General features: G+C 72.2%; 14 protein-coding genes. 5 read left to right on the forward strand and 9 right to left on the reverse strand.

Features of this window, described 5'->3' with window-relative positions:
- Positions 1 to 33: 33 nt before the first annotated feature.
- The 3 genes from ACFFXY_RS18880 to ACFFXY_RS18890 form a co-directional block, all read right to left on the reverse strand.
- Positions 34 to 519, reverse strand: a complete 486-nt coding sequence (locus ACFFXY_RS18880; RefSeq protein WP_382354014.1) for a hypothetical protein — start codon at positions 517 to 519, stop codon at positions 34 to 36.
- A gap of 106 nt (positions 520 to 625) precedes the next feature.
- The gene (gene fdhD, locus ACFFXY_RS18885) at positions 626 to 1,447 is read right to left on the reverse strand and encodes a formate dehydrogenase accessory sulfurtransferase FdhD (protein ID WP_382354017.1); all 822 of its coding nucleotides are present in this window, start codon (positions 1,445 to 1,447) and stop codon (positions 626 to 628) included.
- A gap of 112 nt (positions 1,448 to 1,559) precedes the next feature.
- Positions 1,560 to 3,884 carry an FdhF/YdeP family oxidoreductase gene (locus ACFFXY_RS18890; RefSeq protein ID WP_382354020.1) on the reverse strand — a complete coding sequence of 775 codons (2,325 nt, stop codon included), beginning with the start codon at positions 3,882 to 3,884 and terminating at the stop codon, positions 1,560 to 1,562.
- A 266-nt stretch (positions 3,885 to 4,150) separates the two neighbouring features.
- Between ACFFXY_RS18890 and ACFFXY_RS18895 the strand changes: the two genes are divergently transcribed.
- On the forward strand, positions 4,151 to 4,810 hold the full coding sequence (locus tag ACFFXY_RS18895) for a cellulose binding domain-containing protein (RefSeq protein ID WP_382354023.1): 660 nt from the start codon (positions 4,151 to 4,153) through the stop codon (positions 4,808 to 4,810).
- 56 nt (positions 4,811 to 4,866) lie between these two features.
- Positions 4,867 to 5,196, forward strand: a complete 330-nt coding sequence (gene cutA, locus ACFFXY_RS18900; RefSeq protein ID WP_382354026.1) for a divalent-cation tolerance protein CutA — start codon at positions 4,867 to 4,869, stop codon at positions 5,194 to 5,196.
- 89 nt (positions 5,197 to 5,285) lie between these two features.
- Here cutA and ACFFXY_RS18905 read toward each other — a convergent pair whose 3' ends face one another.
- Together ACFFXY_RS18905 and ACFFXY_RS18910 are read right to left on the reverse strand one after the other, a co-directional pair.
- Complete coding sequence (locus ACFFXY_RS18905) at positions 5,286 to 7,214, reverse strand: glycoside hydrolase family 3 protein (protein ID WP_382354029.1); 1,929 nt, start codon at positions 7,212 to 7,214, stop codon at positions 5,286 to 5,288.
- Positions 7,215 to 7,340: 126 nt separating this feature from the next.
- On the reverse strand, positions 7,341 to 7,919 hold the full coding sequence (locus ACFFXY_RS18910) for a TetR/AcrR family transcriptional regulator (RefSeq protein ID WP_382354032.1): 579 nt from the start codon (positions 7,917 to 7,919) through the stop codon (positions 7,341 to 7,343).
- A gap of 86 nt (positions 7,920 to 8,005) precedes the next feature.
- Between ACFFXY_RS18910 and ACFFXY_RS18915 the strand changes: the two genes are divergently transcribed.
- Together ACFFXY_RS18915 and ACFFXY_RS18920 are read left to right on the forward strand one after the other, a co-directional pair.
- The gene (locus ACFFXY_RS18915) at positions 8,006 to 8,887 is read left to right on the forward strand and encodes an SDR family oxidoreductase (protein WP_382354035.1); all 882 of its coding nucleotides are present in this window, start codon (positions 8,006 to 8,008) and stop codon (positions 8,885 to 8,887) included.
- A 9-nt stretch (positions 8,888 to 8,896) separates the two neighbouring features.
- Positions 8,897 to 9,928, forward strand: coding sequence for a GNAT family N-acetyltransferase (locus ACFFXY_RS18920; protein ID WP_382354038.1), 1,032 nt, complete (start codon positions 8,897 to 8,899; stop codon positions 9,926 to 9,928).
- 34 nt (positions 9,929 to 9,962) lie between these two features.
- Here ACFFXY_RS18920 and ACFFXY_RS18925 read toward each other — a convergent pair whose 3' ends face one another.
- The gene (locus tag ACFFXY_RS18925) at positions 9,963 to 11,540 is read right to left on the reverse strand and encodes a ricin-type beta-trefoil lectin domain protein (RefSeq protein ID WP_382354040.1); all 1,578 of its coding nucleotides are present in this window, start codon (positions 11,538 to 11,540) and stop codon (positions 9,963 to 9,965) included.
- Positions 11,541 to 11,683: 143 nt separating this feature from the next.
- Complete coding sequence (locus ACFFXY_RS18930) at positions 11,684 to 12,868, reverse strand: MalY/PatB family protein (protein ID WP_382354043.1); 1,185 nt, start codon at positions 12,866 to 12,868, stop codon at positions 11,684 to 11,686.
- Positions 12,869 to 13,018: 150 nt separating this feature from the next.
- Between ACFFXY_RS18930 and ACFFXY_RS18935 the strand changes: the two genes are divergently transcribed.
- A complete protein-coding gene (locus ACFFXY_RS18935; protein WP_382354046.1) occupies positions 13,019 to 14,116 on the forward strand; it encodes an NAD(P)/FAD-dependent oxidoreductase in 1,098 nt (365 codons plus the stop codon).
- 90 nt (positions 14,117 to 14,206) lie between these two features.
- Here ACFFXY_RS18935 and ACFFXY_RS18940 read toward each other — a convergent pair whose 3' ends face one another.
- Together ACFFXY_RS18940 and ACFFXY_RS18945 are read right to left on the reverse strand one after the other, a co-directional pair.
- On the reverse strand, positions 14,207 to 14,680 hold the full coding sequence (locus ACFFXY_RS18940) for a MarR family winged helix-turn-helix transcriptional regulator (RefSeq protein ID WP_382354049.1): 474 nt from the start codon (positions 14,678 to 14,680) through the stop codon (positions 14,207 to 14,209).
- A 50-nt stretch (positions 14,681 to 14,730) separates the two neighbouring features.
- The gene (locus tag ACFFXY_RS18945) at positions 14,731 to 15,984 is read right to left on the reverse strand and encodes a cation:proton antiporter (RefSeq protein ID WP_382354052.1); all 1,254 of its coding nucleotides are present in this window, start codon (positions 15,982 to 15,984) and stop codon (positions 14,731 to 14,733) included.

Genomic DNA, 15,984 nt, shown 5'->3' on the forward strand with positions numbered 1-15,984 from the left:
CGTTTCGGCCGCTCTCCGACGGCGGGTCGGGCGTCAGCCGGAATGGGCGCCGTAGGCGTCGATGGCGGCGGCGGCTCGGGCGGCTCTGGATCGGAATCCCTGGTCGACAACCGCATCGAGGAGGTCGTCTCGGGTGGTGCGGCGGCGGTTCAGGGACTGGCGGAGCCAGTGCTGCCATTCCGGGTTCGCTTCGGCTTTCGCCACGGTCTTCGCCTTCCACAGCGGCATCGGGCGGAGCCCGGGCAGGTGCGGGTTCGTGCGGTAGTCCTCGGGCCTCGGCAGGAACTCGCGGATGGAGGCGTCGGTCCATCCGCGGACCTTGAGGATCGGCTGGGTGATCCAGACCGTGCCCGTCGGGATCGCCCGGGCATTGGATCGCGGCCTCGACTCGCTGCGGCGGTTGTCGTTGGTGTAGAAGCGGTCTCGTTCGGCCGGTGTGGAGGCTTCGGCGTAGCGTTCGGCCATTGTGGGGCGCTTGGGTCGGGTCGTGCGGCGCTGGATCTCGGATTCGTCCAGCACGACTCGGGTTCGGTGCTGCGGCTTGCACATGGTGTGTCCCCCGTTCAGGTGTTCCTGCGGGAGAGGTTAGTTACTGGTGAGTAGATGTTGGTGGCGACACGCCGGGTCAGTTGACGCGGTCGGGGTGGGTGTAGAGGTTCATGGTGTCGCCGCGGACGAAGCCGGCGAGGGTGAGGCCGGATTCGTCGGCGAGGTCGGCGGCGAGGGAGGAGGGGGCGGAGACGGCGGCGAGGATGGGGATGCCGGCCATGACGGCTTTCTGGACGAGCTCGAAGGAGGCGCGGCCGGAGACGGCGAGGACGTTGCCGCGCAGGGGGACGAGGTCGTGCTGGAGGGCCCAGCCGATGACCTTGTCGACGGCGTTGTGGCGGCCGACGTCCTCTTTGGCGGTGAGGAGTTCGCCGTCGGCGGTGAAGAGGGCGGCGGCGTGGAGGCCGCCGGTCTTGTCGAAGATCTTCTGGGACTTGCGCAGTCGCGCGGGGAGGTCGGCGAGGACGTCGGCGTCGACCACGGTGGCGTCCTCGGCGAGGTCCCAGACGGCCTTGGTGCGGACGTCGTCGAGGCTGTCCTTGCCGCAGACGCCGCACGCGGAGGTGACGGTGAAGTTGCGCTTGGCGGACTTCGCGGGCGGCTCGACGCCCTGGGCGAGGGCGATGTCGAGGAGGTTGTAGGTCTGCTCGCCGTCGGCGTCGACGCCCGCGCAGTAGCGCATGGTCAGGACGTCGGCGGGCCCGGTGATGACGCCTTCGGACAGGAGGAATCCGGTGGCGAGGTCGAAGTCGTCGCCGGGGGTGCGCATGGTGACCTGGAGGGATTCGCCGCCGACGCGCAGTTCGAGGGGCTCCTCCACGACGAGCGTGTCGATGCGTCCGGTGCGCTCGCCACCGGCGAGGCGGGTGGTCTTGCGGCGGACGGTCACGCGGCCCATGGTCGTTCCTTAAGTTGCCTTCAGGCGGCTTCAGCCTGGGTTCAGGTGGTCGGTGGTTCTCTTGCCTGCATAGCTCGACGGGGGCCGGGGCCGCAAGGGCCGCGGTCGAAGGTCACGGTGAGGAGGGAGCGGGGGTGTCGGCGGCGCTGTCGGGCTCGAAGCGGACGACGATGGACTTGGAAGTGGGGGTGTTGCTGAACTCGGCCACGGAGTCGAGCGGGACCAGCACGTTCGTCTCGGGGTAGTACGCGGCGGCGCAGCCGCGGGCGGTCGGGTAGTGGACGATCTTGAAGTGCGGGGCGCGGCGGTCTCCGTCGGACCATTCGCTGACGAGGTCGCGGTAGTCGCCGTCGGTCAGGCCGAGTTCGGCGGCGTCGTCGGGGTTGACGAGCACGACGCGGCGGCCGTCGTGGATGCCGCGGTAGCGGTCGTTGAGCCCGTAGATCGTGGTGTTGAACTGGTCGTGGCTGCGCAGGGTCTGGAGCAGCAGTCGGCCGGGGCCTGCTTCGGGCGAGGTGACCGGGTTGACGGTGAAGTTGGCTTTGCCGGTGGCCGTGGGGAAGACGCGCTCGTCGCGCGGCGCGTGCGGGAGGGCGAACCCGCCGGGGACGCGGGCGCGGGCGTTGTAGTCGGCGAAGCCGGGGACGACCCGTTCGATGCGGGCGCGGATGCGGTCGTAGTCGGCGGCGAAGTCCTCCCAGGGCGTGTCGTCGGCGTCGCCGAGGACGGCGCGGGCGAGGCCGGCGACGATGGCGACCTCGCTGCGCATGTGCGGGCTGAGCGGGGCGACGCGGCCGTGGGAGGAGTGGACGATGCCCATCGAGTCCTCGACCGTGACGAACTGCTCGCGGCCTCCGGGCGCGTCGACATCGGTGCGGCCGAGGGCAGGGAGGATGAGCGCGCGGGCGCCGGTGACGACGTGCGAGCGGTTGAGCTTCGTGGAGACGTGCACGGTGAGGCGGCAGCCGCGCATGGCGTCCTCGGTGGCGGCCGTGTCCGGGCTGGCGGAGACGAAGTTGCCGCCCATGGCGAAGAAGACCTTGACGCGGCCGTCGCGCATCGCGCGGATCGTGCCGACGGTGTCGAGGCCGTGGTCGCGGGGCGGCGCGAAGCCGAACTCGGCGCCGAGGGCGTCGAGGAACCGGTCGGGCATCCGCTCCCAGATGCCCATGGTGCGGTCGCCTTGGACGTTGGAGTGGCCGCGCACGGGGCACACGCCCGCGCCGGGGCGGCCGATGTTGCCGCGCAGGAGGAGGAAGGAGACGATCTCGCGGATCGTGGGAACCGCGTGCCTGTGCTGGGTCAGGCCCATCGCCCAGCAGACGACGATCTTGTCGGCGGCCAGGACCATGGCGAGGAGGCGTTCGATGTCGGCCGGGGACAGGCCGGTGCGGCGGACGGTCTCGGCGAGGGCGGCCGCGTCGTCGCCGCCCGCGTGGTGGGCGGCGAAGGCGTCGAAGCCGTGCGTGTACCGGTCGATGAAGTCGCGGTCGATCACGCCGGGCGCGGCGTCCTCGGCGCGCAGGAGCATCCGGTTGAGGTGGCTGAACAGGGCGAGGTCGCCGCCGACCTTGATCTGGAGAAACAGGTCGGTGAGGTCGGTGCCGCGCCCGGCGAGCCCGCGGGCGGTCTGCGGGTTCTTGAAGCGCTGGAGCCCGGCCTCGGGCAGGGGGTTGACCGTGGCGATCTTCGCCCCGGCGCGCTTGGCCTTCTCCAGGGCCGTGAGCATCCGCGGGTGGTTGGTGCCGGGGTTCTGGCCCGCGACGATGATGAGGTCGGCCTGGTACAGGTCGTCGAGGAGGACGCTGCCCTTGCCGATCCCGATGGTCTCGGCCAGCGCCGAGCCCGAGGACTCGTGGCACATGTTCGAGCAGTCGGGGAGGTTGTTCGTGCCGAGTTTGCGGGCGAGGAGCTGGTAGAGGAACGCGGCCTCGTTGCTCGTGCGCCCGGAGGTGTAGAACGCGGCCTCGTCGGGACTGTCGAGGGCGGTGAGTTCACCGGCGATGAGCGAGAAGGCCTCGTCCCAGGTGACGGGCGTGTAGTGGGCGGCGCCTTCGGCGAGGTACACGGGTTCGGTGAGGCGGCCCTGCTGGCCGAGCCAGTAGCCGGACTTGTCGGCGAGGTCGGCGACGGGGTGGGCGGCGAAGAAGTCGGGGCCGACGCGCAGGCGGGTGCCTTCTTCGGCGACGGCTTTGGCGCCGTTCTCGCAGAACTCGGCGGGGTGGCGGTGGAGGGGTTCGGGCCAGGCGCAGCCGGGGCAGTCGAAGCCGTCGGTCTGGTTGATCTTGCGCAGGAGGGGGAGTCCGCGTCTGATCCCGGCGGCGGAGCCGACGTGCCGGACGGAGTTGAGGACGGCGGGCAGGCCGACGGCGTGGTCTTTCGGGGGGTGGACGGTGGGCGCGTCCTGCGCGGGGTCGGTGTCGCGGGCCTTGCTCATCGGGCCAGTGTAGGCCGCGTGGTCGGGGCGTAGGCGGGAACGAGGCCGCGGCGGGCCCGTCGGGGACGGGGTGCGCCGCGGGGGCGTCTTCTCCCGGAAGGGGTGACGAATCGTCACGAGTGCGGATGAAGTCCCAGTTCATCGGGTATCGGGGCGAATCATCGCGGACCGTTCGGGCACTTGTGTGCAGGTAGGCTGAGCCGTGCGGATCGGCGCGCGTCCTCTACTGCGGACCCGCGAGGGCGTCCTCATTGGAAGGCGGTCGGATGCACAGGTCGGAAGCGGAGCCCCCGGGTCGCGGGCGGCTGCACGGGCGGCTGCTCCAGATCCTGGGGGCGTTCTCGGGCGTGGTCGCGCTGATCGCCATGTGGCAGCTCGGGGTGTTCGGCGGCGGTGCGGACCGCGAGCCGGTGAGCGCCGTGGACGGGCCGACGACGGCGTGGCCGTCGGCGGCGGAGGAGAGTTCGAGCGCTGCGGCGGTCGCGGAGACGGCGAGTTCGGCCCTGGAGACGCCGTCGGAGTCGGTGTCGGAGGCGGCGCCGTCCGAGTCGCCGTCGGGTGCGCCGACGACGGCCGCGGCTTCGTCGGATGCCGAAGCGCCGCATGAGGAGGAGTCGTCGGTGGAGGGGGCCGCGTGCGTCGCGTACCTCTCGGAGGACGGGTCGTGGCAGGACACGGTGGACGTCTCGGTCGCGGTGGTCAACGTCGGGGACGAGCGGCTGGCGTCGTGGGAGATCGACCTCGATCTGGACGATGTGGACATCTACCACTACTGGAACATGGACGACCTCGGGCGCGGCTGGTTCGGGTCGAAGAGCTGGAACGGGCGGCTGGACCCCGGCGAGGACGCGGTGACCGGCTTCCAGGCGGAGGTCGACGGGCGGTACGACCTGCCCGATTCGGTGCCCTGCACGGCGTACGAATAGCTTCCCGCGCGGCCGCTTCGGACGATACCCTCGTGCAAAGCGGTTTGGAGGCGGCTATGACCGAGTTCGAGCACGTCCAGGTGGTCACGACCACCGATTCTGCCGAGTCCGCGACCTTGTTGGCGCGCAATGCCGTCGAGGCCCGGCTCGCCGCCTGCGCGCAGGTCTTCGGGCCCCTGTGCAGCATCTACTGGTGGGAGGGGAAGGTGGACACCGCGCAGGAGTGGCGGGTGGTCCTCAAGACGACCGCCGCCGCCTACCCCGAGCTGGAGGCCCATATCAAGGCCGGTCACGGCTACGAGGTCCCCGAGGTCGTCATGCTCCCGATCACCGCCGGGAACCCCGAGTACCTGGAGTGGATCGACGCCGAGACCGCCCGCGCCTGAACTGTCGGACCCCGCGGGCACACTTGCCGCGACCGGTGGAAGCCGAGGCCGTGCCGCCGCCATGCGCCGGACGGCGGCACGGACGGAGGTCAGGCGGTCTGGAGTCCGAAGCCGAACGCGAAGAGGGGGTCATAGCCCGGGTCGCCGACGTTGAGCGGCTCGTCGTCGGTCTGGTGGGGCCAGGTCACGGGGAGGCGTCCGTTGTAGGGGGTGGCGCCGAAGAGCGGGTCCGCCACGCCGGCGCCTTCGCTGCCGGGGAGCCATGCGGCGACGAGTGCGTCGACGCCGCTGCCCGCACCGGTCGCGCCGAGGTGCGGTTCGATCTCGACGGGGCGTCCTGAGACGACGATGACGACGCATTCGACGGCGCCGCACACGGTCGCGATGGCGGCGGCGTCCGCTTCGGAGACGGCCATGTCGTGGTCCCCCGCGCCCGCGTCGCCGACGCCTTCCGCGTAGGGGTCCTCGGCGACGACGACGATGCCGACGTCGGCGCCTTCGACGGGCGCGGAGGCGTCCTCGCTGAAGGTGACCGCGGCGTCGGGGGCGACCTGTTGGATGCCCGCGAGGATCGTGGTGCCTTCGGTGGGCGGGTTGAGCGAGCCCTGCCAGGAGGCGGTCCAGCCGCCGGTCTGGCGGCCGATGGAGTCGGCGCCGGAGCCGGCGACGTAGATCGACTCCTGCCCGGTGAGCGGGAGGAGGTCGCCGTCGTTGCGCAGCAGGGTCTGCGAGGCGGCCGCGGCTTCGCGGGCGACCTCGCGGTGGGCGTCGGAGCCGATGTCGGCGGCGCCGGCGGTGTCGGCGTCGGGGTGCTCGAAGAGGCCGAGGGCGAACTTCTGGGCGAGGATGCGGGAGACGGCGTCGTCGATGCGCTCGACGCTGACGCCGCCGGACTCCACTTCGGCGAGCAGCGCGGCGATGAAGGCCTTGTACTCGAAGGGGACCATGACCATGTCGACGCCCGCGTTGATCGCGGTGCGGACGGCCTCGTTGTAGTCGTCGCTGAGCTGGTCGACCGCCTGCCAGTCGGAGACGACGAACCCGTCGAAGCCGAGTTCGCCCTTGAGGACCTCGGTGATGAGGTACTCGTCGGCGTGGGCCTTGACGGGGCCGCCGCCGATGTCGGTGGAGGAGAACGAGGCCATGACGGAGCCGACCCCGGCGTCGACGGCGGCCTGGAAGGGCGCCAGGTGGATCGAGCGGAGCTCGTCCTCGGTGAGGGTGGTGACGCCCTGGTCGAGGAGGTAGTCCTCGGTGGTGGAGGAGCCGTAGGCGGTGCCGCCGTCACCGACGTAGTGCTTGGCGGTGGCGAGGACGCTGGTGTTCGCGGCGAGGTCCTCGCCCTGGTAGCCCTGGACGACGGGCCCGGCGTACTCGAAGGCGAGGCCGGGGTCCTCGCCGTAGGACTCGTAGGTGCGGCCCCAGCGGCTGTCGCGGGCGACGCACACGCACGGCGCGAACGTCCAGTGGATCCCGGCGGCGCGGGTCTCGGCGGCGGTGACGGCGGCGGCGCGCCCGGCGAGGCCGGGGTCGTGGGCGGCGCCGAGGCCGATGTTGTGGGGGAAGACCACGGCGCCGGGGATCGCGGTGTTGCCGTGGACGGCGTCGATGCCGTACATGAGCGGGATGCCGAGGCGGGTGTCGAGGGCCTGGGCCTGGTGGCCGTCGATCATCGCGGCCCATTCCTCGGCGGTAGAGAAGAGGGCTTCGGAGCCGCCGTTGAGGAGGGAGCCGATGCCGTACTCGGCGACGTCGGTCGGGTACGGGTCGATCGCGCCGACGGTCACCTGCGTCATCTGGCCGACCTTCTCCTCGATCGTCATGCGGGAGAGGAGGTCGTCGACGCGCTCGTCGACGGGGAGGCTCGCGTCGAGGTAGTCGCCGTTTCCATCGGCGGGTCCGTCGTCGGTGCCGGGGACGACGAGCAGGACCGTGACGACGGCGGCCGCGAGCGCGGCGGCGAGCACCGACCACAGGATCGCGGGACGGCGGAAGAGTGTGGGCAGGCTCGCGCCCATGTGTCGGCTCCTAGAAGGGGTGAGCGGGTGGACAAGTCCCAACCGTGTTCCACAGTAACGGAAGAGCGCTCCCACGTCTATGGGCCGGACCGTTTGGAGGACGGGTGCGAGGTGCGGAGGCCGGGGTCAGGTGCGGAGGCCGTCGAGGACGATGTCGAGGTAGCGGGCGGTGGCGTCGCGGCTGGCCTCGGCGGTGAGCTCGGGCATGCGGCAGGACACGAGGCTGATGAAGTTGAGGAGGTCCGCGCCGTCGACGTCGGTGCGCATCGCGCCTTCCGCTTGGGCGCGGCGGACGGTCCGCTCGAAGCGGTCGAGCCAGGTCGTCGTGAGGTCGCGCAGCTCCTCGTCGGCGTCGCGGTGCTCGGCGAGCCAGGGGCGCAGGGCGGAGGCGAGCGCGCCGAGTTCGGGTTCGCCGCAGAAGCGCACGAGGCGCACGAGCGCGTCCCACCCGGTGAGGCCGCCGGGGTCGGACTCGGCGAGGGCGATGCCGCGGCGGAACATGTCGGCCGCCAGCGCGCGGATGAGGCTGTGCCGGTCGGGGAAGCGGCGGTAGAGGGTGCCGACGCCGACGCCCGCGTGCTGGGCGATCTCCTCCATGGGCACGTCGGGGCCGCGGGCGCTGATGAGGGCGGCGGCGCCCGCGAGGACGCGTTCGCGGTTGCGGCGGGCGTCGGCGCGCAGCGGCGCTTCTGGGTTCGCGGTCACCCCGCGATGGTACTGGACGATTTTCTTCCGCTTATGCTAGCGTCAGAAAACGGACGATATTCTTCCACTTGTATCGGAGACGGCACATGATCCTCGTGACCGGAGCGACGGGCTCCACCGGCAGGCACCTTGTCGCGCAGTTGAAAGCGCAGGGCGCGCGGTTCAGGGCGCTGGTGCGGGACGCCGCCAAGGGCGAGGCCCTCGGGGCCGATTACGCGGTCGGCGACTTCGACGACCCCGCGTCGCTCGCGGCGGCCATGGACGGCGTCGACCGGATGTTCCTCGCGTCCCCTGGGGCGCAGCCGGAGACGGAGGACGGCGAGCAGCCGATGGTCCGCTGGGAGCGGAACGCGATCGACGCGGCGAAGGGCGCGGGCGTGCGGTACGTGGTCAAGCTGTCGGTGCTGAACGCGCGCGTCGGGGGCCGGATGTCGGAGGGCGGGCACGGCGAGGCGGAGGCGCACCTGAAGGCCTCGGGTCTGGAGTGGACGATGCTGCGGCCCGGCGGGTTCATGCAGAACTTCCTGAGTCCCGCAACGGTCCTGTGGGACGAGCAGGGTGCGCTGATCGGTCCCGACGGTCCGGGGCGGATGGCGTTCGTCGACTGCCGCGACATCGCGGCGTGCGCCGCGGTCCTGCTCACGGGTGCGCCGGAGCCCGTTGGCACGCTTCAGATCACCGGACCCGAGGCGCTGTCGTACGCGGCGATCGCAGCGCACCTCAGCCGCGGCTGGGGCCGCCCGGTCGGGTTCAACCCGCACGCGGAGGAGGCCGTCGCGGCGCGGCTCCTCGGCTTCGGCCTCGCGCCGCAGCAGGCCGCGGAGCTGGCGTCCCTCTACGGTTCGATGGGCCGAGGGGACTTCCAGGAGGTCACCGGCGAGGTCGAACGGCTGACGGGCCGGCGGCCGCGCGCGTTCACCGAGTTCATGGCCGCAAACCCGGAGGACTTCCCGGGCCTGGAGGAGTAGGGTCCCCCGGTGACCTTCCAGACCCGCGCGCGACGCGTGCGCAACCCCGACCTGCCCATGGGCCAGCGGTACACGGCGCTGCGGTGCGCACTTGAGGAGTACCGGCAGATCGGGTTCCATGCGTCGTGGGCGTTCCTCACCGGGACGGACGGCCGGGCCGAGCTCGATGCCGAGACGCTCGTGCGGGCCCTGGACCGCCTGGAGGCCAGCCGGAACGCACGGATCGCCGAGAATGCGGTGTTCGCGCGGCGGCGGGCCGAAGCGAAGCGGGCCGGGCGGCGCGAGCCCGAGGCCGAGGAGGCCCGGTACCGGCGCGGGCGGCGCTGGCCGGGGCCCGACGCCCTTGAGGCGTCCAGGTTCGCGGTCGCCTTCGAGTGGCGTCGGATCGGACCGGGGGCGCGCGATCGGCTCGCCCCTCTCCACCGCCACTTGGAACAGGTCGTCGCCGCATTCCTCGACGGCCCCTTCGACCGGGCCGAGCGGCAGCTGCTCGCGCAGATGAGCGGGGACTTGGCGGCGATACGCAGGGAACTGCACGACCTCGGCCTGCGGTCGCCGGCGCTCAACGCGTGGCGGGTCCAAGAGATCATCAGCCTCGACACCTTCCCGCTGGTGCGGCGCGGGTGGGGCGGGGATGTGGAGGACGTGGCGCGGATCTTCTGGGCCACGAGGAGCGGGATGGCGTACCTGCCCGCGCTGTACACGCGGGAGCAGACCGACTGGTGGGTCAGGGAGGTCATGGTGCCGCAGTCGGAGGTGCTGGTGGCCGAGCACCGCGGCGTGCCGGTCGGGTTCGCGGCCTTGGAGGGAGACCTGCTGGCGCACTTGTACATCGAGCCGGGCGCGCAGGGCCGCGGGATCGGGGAGGCGCTGCTGGACCGGGCAAAGCGGCGGCGGCGAACACTGGACCTGCGGGTGTTCGCGGCGAACACCGGGGCGCGCGCTTTCTACGCGCGGCACGGGTTCAGTGAGATCAACGCCGACGACGGGTCGGGGAACGAGGAGGGCCTGCCGGACCTGCTCCTGCGGTGGCGCCGCTGAGCGGCCCCGTCGCCGGGGCCGCCCAACGTGATCCCTAGTAGACGCTCGATCCGATCCAGTCGTCGTGGCCGTAGCCGACGGGGTTCGCGTAGCTGCGAGCGGCGGCCGTGATCGCGCTGGCCGCCGTGCCGCACGCGGTCAGGACCAGGGACGATCCGGTCGCGGCGCCGTTGAACCCGATGCACAGGTTCGAGTGCCCGGCGGGGTGGATGCCGTTGGCGCCGAAGACGAACTCCTGGTTGAGGCCGCCGTGGCAGTCCCACAGGACCAGCGGGGTCCCGGCCTGCATGCGGCCCCCTTCGACGTCGACGCAGCGGTCGTGGGAGAGCTCGACGTGGAGCGAGCGCGCCGCCTCGTCGTACCAGAAGCCCTGGTTGCGGCCCCCGTGGCAGGTCCAGGAGACCAGGTCGGTGCCGTTGCGGGAGTCGTAGCCCTCGGCGTCGACGCACAGGCCCGTCGAGGTGTTCTTCAGGTCCTTGAACTCGAAGAGGCCCTCGTAGAGGACGGCGTTGTTCGTGCTCCCCGGGTCGACGCACGTCGAGGTCGCCCAGTCGGGGTGCTCGTAGAACTCGGTGATGCACTCCGCGAAGGCGCCGTGCCCCAGGTAGTTGGGGTGCAGCGACTGCCGGAAGGCGTTCTCGGAGGGCAGGACGCCGACCTCGACGTACACGCCGCGGGCCCAGGGCTGGGCCTCGCACACGCCGTGGCCGTCGAAGAGGCGCTGCGCGTTGAGGTACCGCGCGCCCTTGCCGAGGGCCGCGTCGCGGACGCCGTCCTCGAACAGGGGCACGGCCTTGTTGCGCGCGAAGGCCGCGTCGGCGAGGTAGAGGAGGCAGCCGCCGGAGTACCAGCCGGGGAAGTCCGGGTTGTCCTCGACGTCGGGGCCGCCGGGGCTCGGGTAGGACATGACGACCAGGTCGTAGTCCGTGCCGAGGTAGCCCGCGTCGGTCATGGTCTGGCGGACCGCGTCGATCGCGGTCTCGACGCCGTCCTGGGTGACCTCGACGCGCGCGGCCCAGTCATCGGTGTGCTCGTCCCAGCAGGGGCCGAGGAACAGGATGCGGTTCGTGACGCACTCGGTGGCGGTGGGGCCGAACTCGATGCCGCCCGCGTCGTTGGCGCCCACCACGATCCACACGAGCTCGACCTTGGTGTTGCGGGCCTTGATCGCGAGGTTGTCGCCCTGGTTGAGCTCGTCCCACTGGTGCTCGCCGGAGCCCTCGACGAGGTGCGGGGAGGCGCCGCCGGAGCAGGAGACGTTGTACTGGACGTCGCTCTCGATGCCGGTGCGGAACAGGGCCTGGTCGTAGGAGCGGTCGCACCAGTTGCCTTCGCGGTGCGTGTCCGGGTCGTAGTTGCCGACGCCTTCGCCGGAGATCTCGCTGTCCCCCATGGAGACCAGCGAGGTCTGGCGCTGGTCGAGGGGGCGGATGCCGGGGGCGCCGTAGAGGGCGGTGGCCTCGGCGGCACGGATCGCTTCGAGGTTCGCGGGGAGCGGGACGATGTCGGGGCGTTCCTGGGCTTGGGCGGGAACGGCCGCGGCGGACAGGGTGAGGGTGGTCAGCGCCGCAGCGAGGATCGCTGCGGCCCAACGTCTCCGGGGTGTGGACATGGCAGTCTCCTGTTCGGAAACATGGATGGCCGTCGATGGCCCGTAATCAGGAGACTACCGTTACCCGTCAGTAATGTGAAGCTTGTCTGCGTTGTCATACATCGGTGTCGTCAGAATTCGGCGCCGTCAGGCTTTTCGGGCCTTCAGTTCCGCACGGCCGCGGCCATCCGCTCGACCGCCTCGGCGAGGATCTCCGGGGACGTGCCGTAGTTCAGGCGCACATGGCCCTTGCCGCCGGTCCCGAACGGGAGCCCCGAGTTGAGCGCGACGCGCCCGCGCTCCAGGAACACCGCGGCAGGGTCGTCGCCGAGGCCGAGGGCCCGGCAGTCGAGCCACGCGAGGTACGTGCCCGGCTGCGGCCGGTACCGCACCTCGGGCAGGCGCTCGGCCAGCAGGTCCGCGAGCAGGCGCCGATTCTCCTCCAGGCCCGCCAGGAGCGCGTCGAGCCACGGCCCGCCCTCGCGGAACGCCGCGGCGTGCGCGATCGAGCCGAGGTGGCTGATGCTGCTCGACATCTTCTCGGGCATCCTCTCCAGGTCCGCGACGGCCGCGGTCCCGGCGATCGCGACGGCCCCGCGCAGCCCGGGGAGGTTCCAGCCCTTGGCCGCCGAGGTCAGCGCCAGGCCCGTCTCGGCGCCCTCCGCGGTCAGGTACGGCACGAAGACCGTGCCGGGCGCGACGAGCGGCCCGTGGGCCTCGTCGGAGACGACGCGCACGCCGTAGTCGGCGGCGAGGCGCGCCACCCGCTCCAGTTCGTCTCTGGTGTGGACGGTCCCGGTCGGGTTGTGCGGGTTGCACAGCAGGTACGCGGCCTTTCCGCCGCGCCCGAGCGCCAGCTCGAAGGCCGCCGCGAGGGCCGCGAAGTCGATGCGGTGGTCGGGGCCGAGCGGCGCCTCGATCACCTTGCGGTCGTTGAAGACCGGGAACGCGTGGAACGGCGGGTACACGGGGCTGTTGACGACGATCGCGTCGCCGGGCCCGGTGACGGCCTTGAGCATCTCGACCACGCCGAGCATGATGTCCGGCACCGTGCGGATGCGGCCGCGGTCCAGGTCGGTCCAGTGCCAGCGCTCGGCGGCGAAGGCCGCGACGGCGACGGCGTAGCCGGTGCCGGAGGGGTAGCCGGTGTCGCCCGCGGCGATGGCGTCCGTGACGGCCTTGGCGATGGGTTCGGCCAGGTGGACGTCGAGTTCGGCGACCCACAGGGGCAGCACGTCGGGGTCGTAGTGCCGCCATTTCTCGCTGGTGCGCTGGCGGAGCTGGTCGAGGGTGAGCTGCCGGAGCGGGTCGCCGGGCAGGTCGGTGGAGGCATTGGTGGTCGCGCTCATGCACAGAAGGTATCGGAGTTCTGTCGTCGTGTCACCTTGTGCGGCAGGGATCTCCGCCAGTGGCCGGGGTCACGTCCCGTCCGCTTGTAGTTCGTACTACGAACTATTATGGTTCGTAGTGCGAACTACTTTATCGGAAGAGGCGTGACCATGACAGAGCAAGGCAGGACCGTGGCGGTCGTCGGCGGCGGATACGGCGGCGCGGCCGTCGTGAAGGCCCTCGACGAGCACGCCGACGTGGTGCTCATCGAGCCCAAGGACGCGTTCGTCCACGCCGCGGGCGCACTCCGCGCCCTCACCCGGCCCGAGGAGTGGGCCGCGCAGATCTTCTTCCCCTACAGCGGGGTCCTCAAGCGCGGCAGCCACCTCCGCGAGTACGCCGCGGCGGTCGACGCCCGGGGCGTCACCCTCGCCTCCGGCGGGCGCGTCGAGGCCGACTACATCGTCCTCGCGACCGGCTCGGCCTACCCGTACCCGGCGAAGACCCGGACCGACTCGACCGCGGAGGCATTGGACCACTTCAAGGCGACCCACGCCGAGCTGGCAGGGGCCGAGCGGGTGCTCATCGCCGGGGCCGGGCCGGTGGGCCTGGAGCTGGCCGGGGAGATCCGGGACGTGTGGCCCGGCAAGCGGATCACCGTCGTGGACCCCGGCGCCGAGCTGGTCCCCGGGTACACCGCGGAGCTGCGCGCCGAGCTGGTGCGCCAGCTCGCGGAGCTCAAGGTCGAGGTGCGCCTGGGCGCGGCGTTCGACGCCGAGCCGGACGTGGAGCCCGGCCGGGCAGGTGACGTGCGCGCGACGGTGGGCGGCGAGCGCGTGGAGGCCGACATCTGGTTCCGCGCCTACGGTGCGAGCACCAACTCCGGGTACCTCGGCGACGGCCTCGCGCCGCTGAACGGGCGCGGGCAGGTGCCGGTCACCGAGCGGCTCAATGTGGACGGACACGCGAACGTGTACGCGGTCGGCGACCTCACCGACGTGGCCGAGGAGAAGCGGGCCGGGGCCGCCTCGAAGCACGCGGAGGTGGTGGCCGCCAACATCATCGCGCAGGTCAACGGGCAGGAGCCGAAGGAGGAGTACCGGCCGAGCCCGCTGCGGGCGATGCTGCTGCCGCTGGGGCCCGAGTACGGCGTGGGCCAGTTCCCCTCGCCGGAGGGGCCGGTGCTCATGCCGGCGGACCAGGTCGCGCAGTGGAAGGGCCGGGACCTGATGAACGGCCGGTTCGCCGACATGTTCGGCACCGCCTGAGACCCGGCCGCGGGCCCGTCCGATCGTCATCGGGCCGTGCGGCCGAGACCCCCGTCGCCGTCCGGCGGCGGGGGTTCCGCCGTGCCGGGCTCAGCCCTGGGCGGAGGGGCACTCGCCGTCGTTGAAGACGGCCGGGACCCGGTTGTCGATGACGACCCTGGTGAGGAGGGCGAGCAGCGTCTCGCGGTCGGCGGCCGCGAGGCCCAGCGGCAGCTCGGCGACGCGGCGGTCGATCACCTCGTGGAGCTCCTCGGCGAGCTGGGCGCCCTTGGCGGTCAGGGTGACGCGGGCGGCGCGGCCGTCGGCGGGGTCGGACTCGCGGGTCACGAGGTCGCGCTTCTCGCAGCGGTCGACGAGCCCGGAGATGCTGGACTTGGCGAGGCCGAAGGTCTTCGCCAGCTCGAACATGCCGTGCGGGCGGGACAGGAGCAGGCACAGCAGCGGCGCCTGGGCGCTGGTGAGGTCGAACTCGCGGGCGACCTCGGCGTAGACGGCGTCCACGAGGAACGCCGTGCGCACCAGGGCGGTGCCCATGCTCATCGCCTCGCCCGCGTACTCCTCCATCCCCCAAGCATACTGCGAGGCCAGGGCCGGTGCCGGTGTGCTCGGCCACCCTACGTCGGGGCTCCGACGGCCTCCGGTTCCGGGGCGGTGCGGCGGCGCGCGAGCCGGTCGACGACCGCCAGGCCCGGCGCGGTGAAGCAGGTGGTGGCGACCGCGACGACGACGACCATCGCGTACGCGGCCTGGTCGATGAGCCCCGCGCGCAGGCCGATGTCCAGGGCCACGAGCTGCATGAGGCCGCGCGCGTTCATGTAGCAGCCGATCCGGGCCGCGTCGGCCCACGACTCCCCCGCCGCGCGCGCCGCGGCCGTGCAGGCCCCGAGCTTGCCGAGGAACGCGAGCGCCACGAGCGCGGCGGCCCCGGCGGCCAGGCCCGCGCCGGTGATGAGCCCCAGGTCGGTGTTCATGCCGGAGTGGACGAAGAACAGCGGCAGGAACAGCACGGTGGTGAGCGGCCGGATGCGCTCGGAGAGGGCCTCGGCGGCGGCGCCGCGCGGGACGGCCGCGCCGAGGGCGAACGCGCCGAAGACCGCGTGGACGCCGATGAGCTCGGTGAACCCGGCCGAGGCGAGCAGCGCGAGCGCGGCGGCGACGAGGACGGCGTCCCGGCCCGGGTCGCGGGTGTCGAACCAGTGCCGGGCCCACCGGCGGACCAGGAGCAGGACCGCGGCCAGGGCGGCGAGGCCGCCGACGGCGATGAGCGCGGAGGCGCCGGCGCCGGTGCCGAACGCGGCGAGGACGGCCGCGAGGAGGACCCACGCGGCGGCGTCGTCCAGGGCGCCCGCGGTGAGCGAGACGGAGCCGAAGCGGGTGCTTACGTGGCCGTGGTCGGCGATCATGCGGGCCATCACCGGGAACGCCGTGATCGACAGGAGCAGCCCGATGAACAGGGCCCCGATCCAGGGCTCGACCCCGGAGGGGAACAGGCCGAGGCGGGGGCCGGCCCAGAGCGCGAACGTGAAGCCGAGCGCGAGCGGGACGACCATCCCCGCGCCGGAGACGGCCAGGCCGGTACGGGCGGTGCTGCGCAGCCGCCCGATCGGGAACTCCAGGCCGACGGTGAACATGAAGAGCACCAGACCGATCTGGCTGACCCCGTCGATGACGGCGAGGAGTCCGGGCCCGAACAGGGACGCGTGCGCCTCGGGTGCGAGCGCGCCGAACAGGCTGGGGCCCAGGACGATCCCGACGAGGATCTCCCCGATCACCGGCGGCTGGCCGATGCGGCGGCACACGGCGTGCGCGGCGCGGCAGGCGAGCACCACCAACAGGAGGGCCAGGAGCAGGACGGCGGTGGCACTCAT

It is taken from the genome of Glycomyces mayteni, assembly GCF_042428885.1.
GTDB classification, from domain to species: Bacteria; Actinomycetota; Actinomycetes; order Mycobacteriales; family Micromonosporaceae; genus Glycomyces; species Glycomyces mayteni.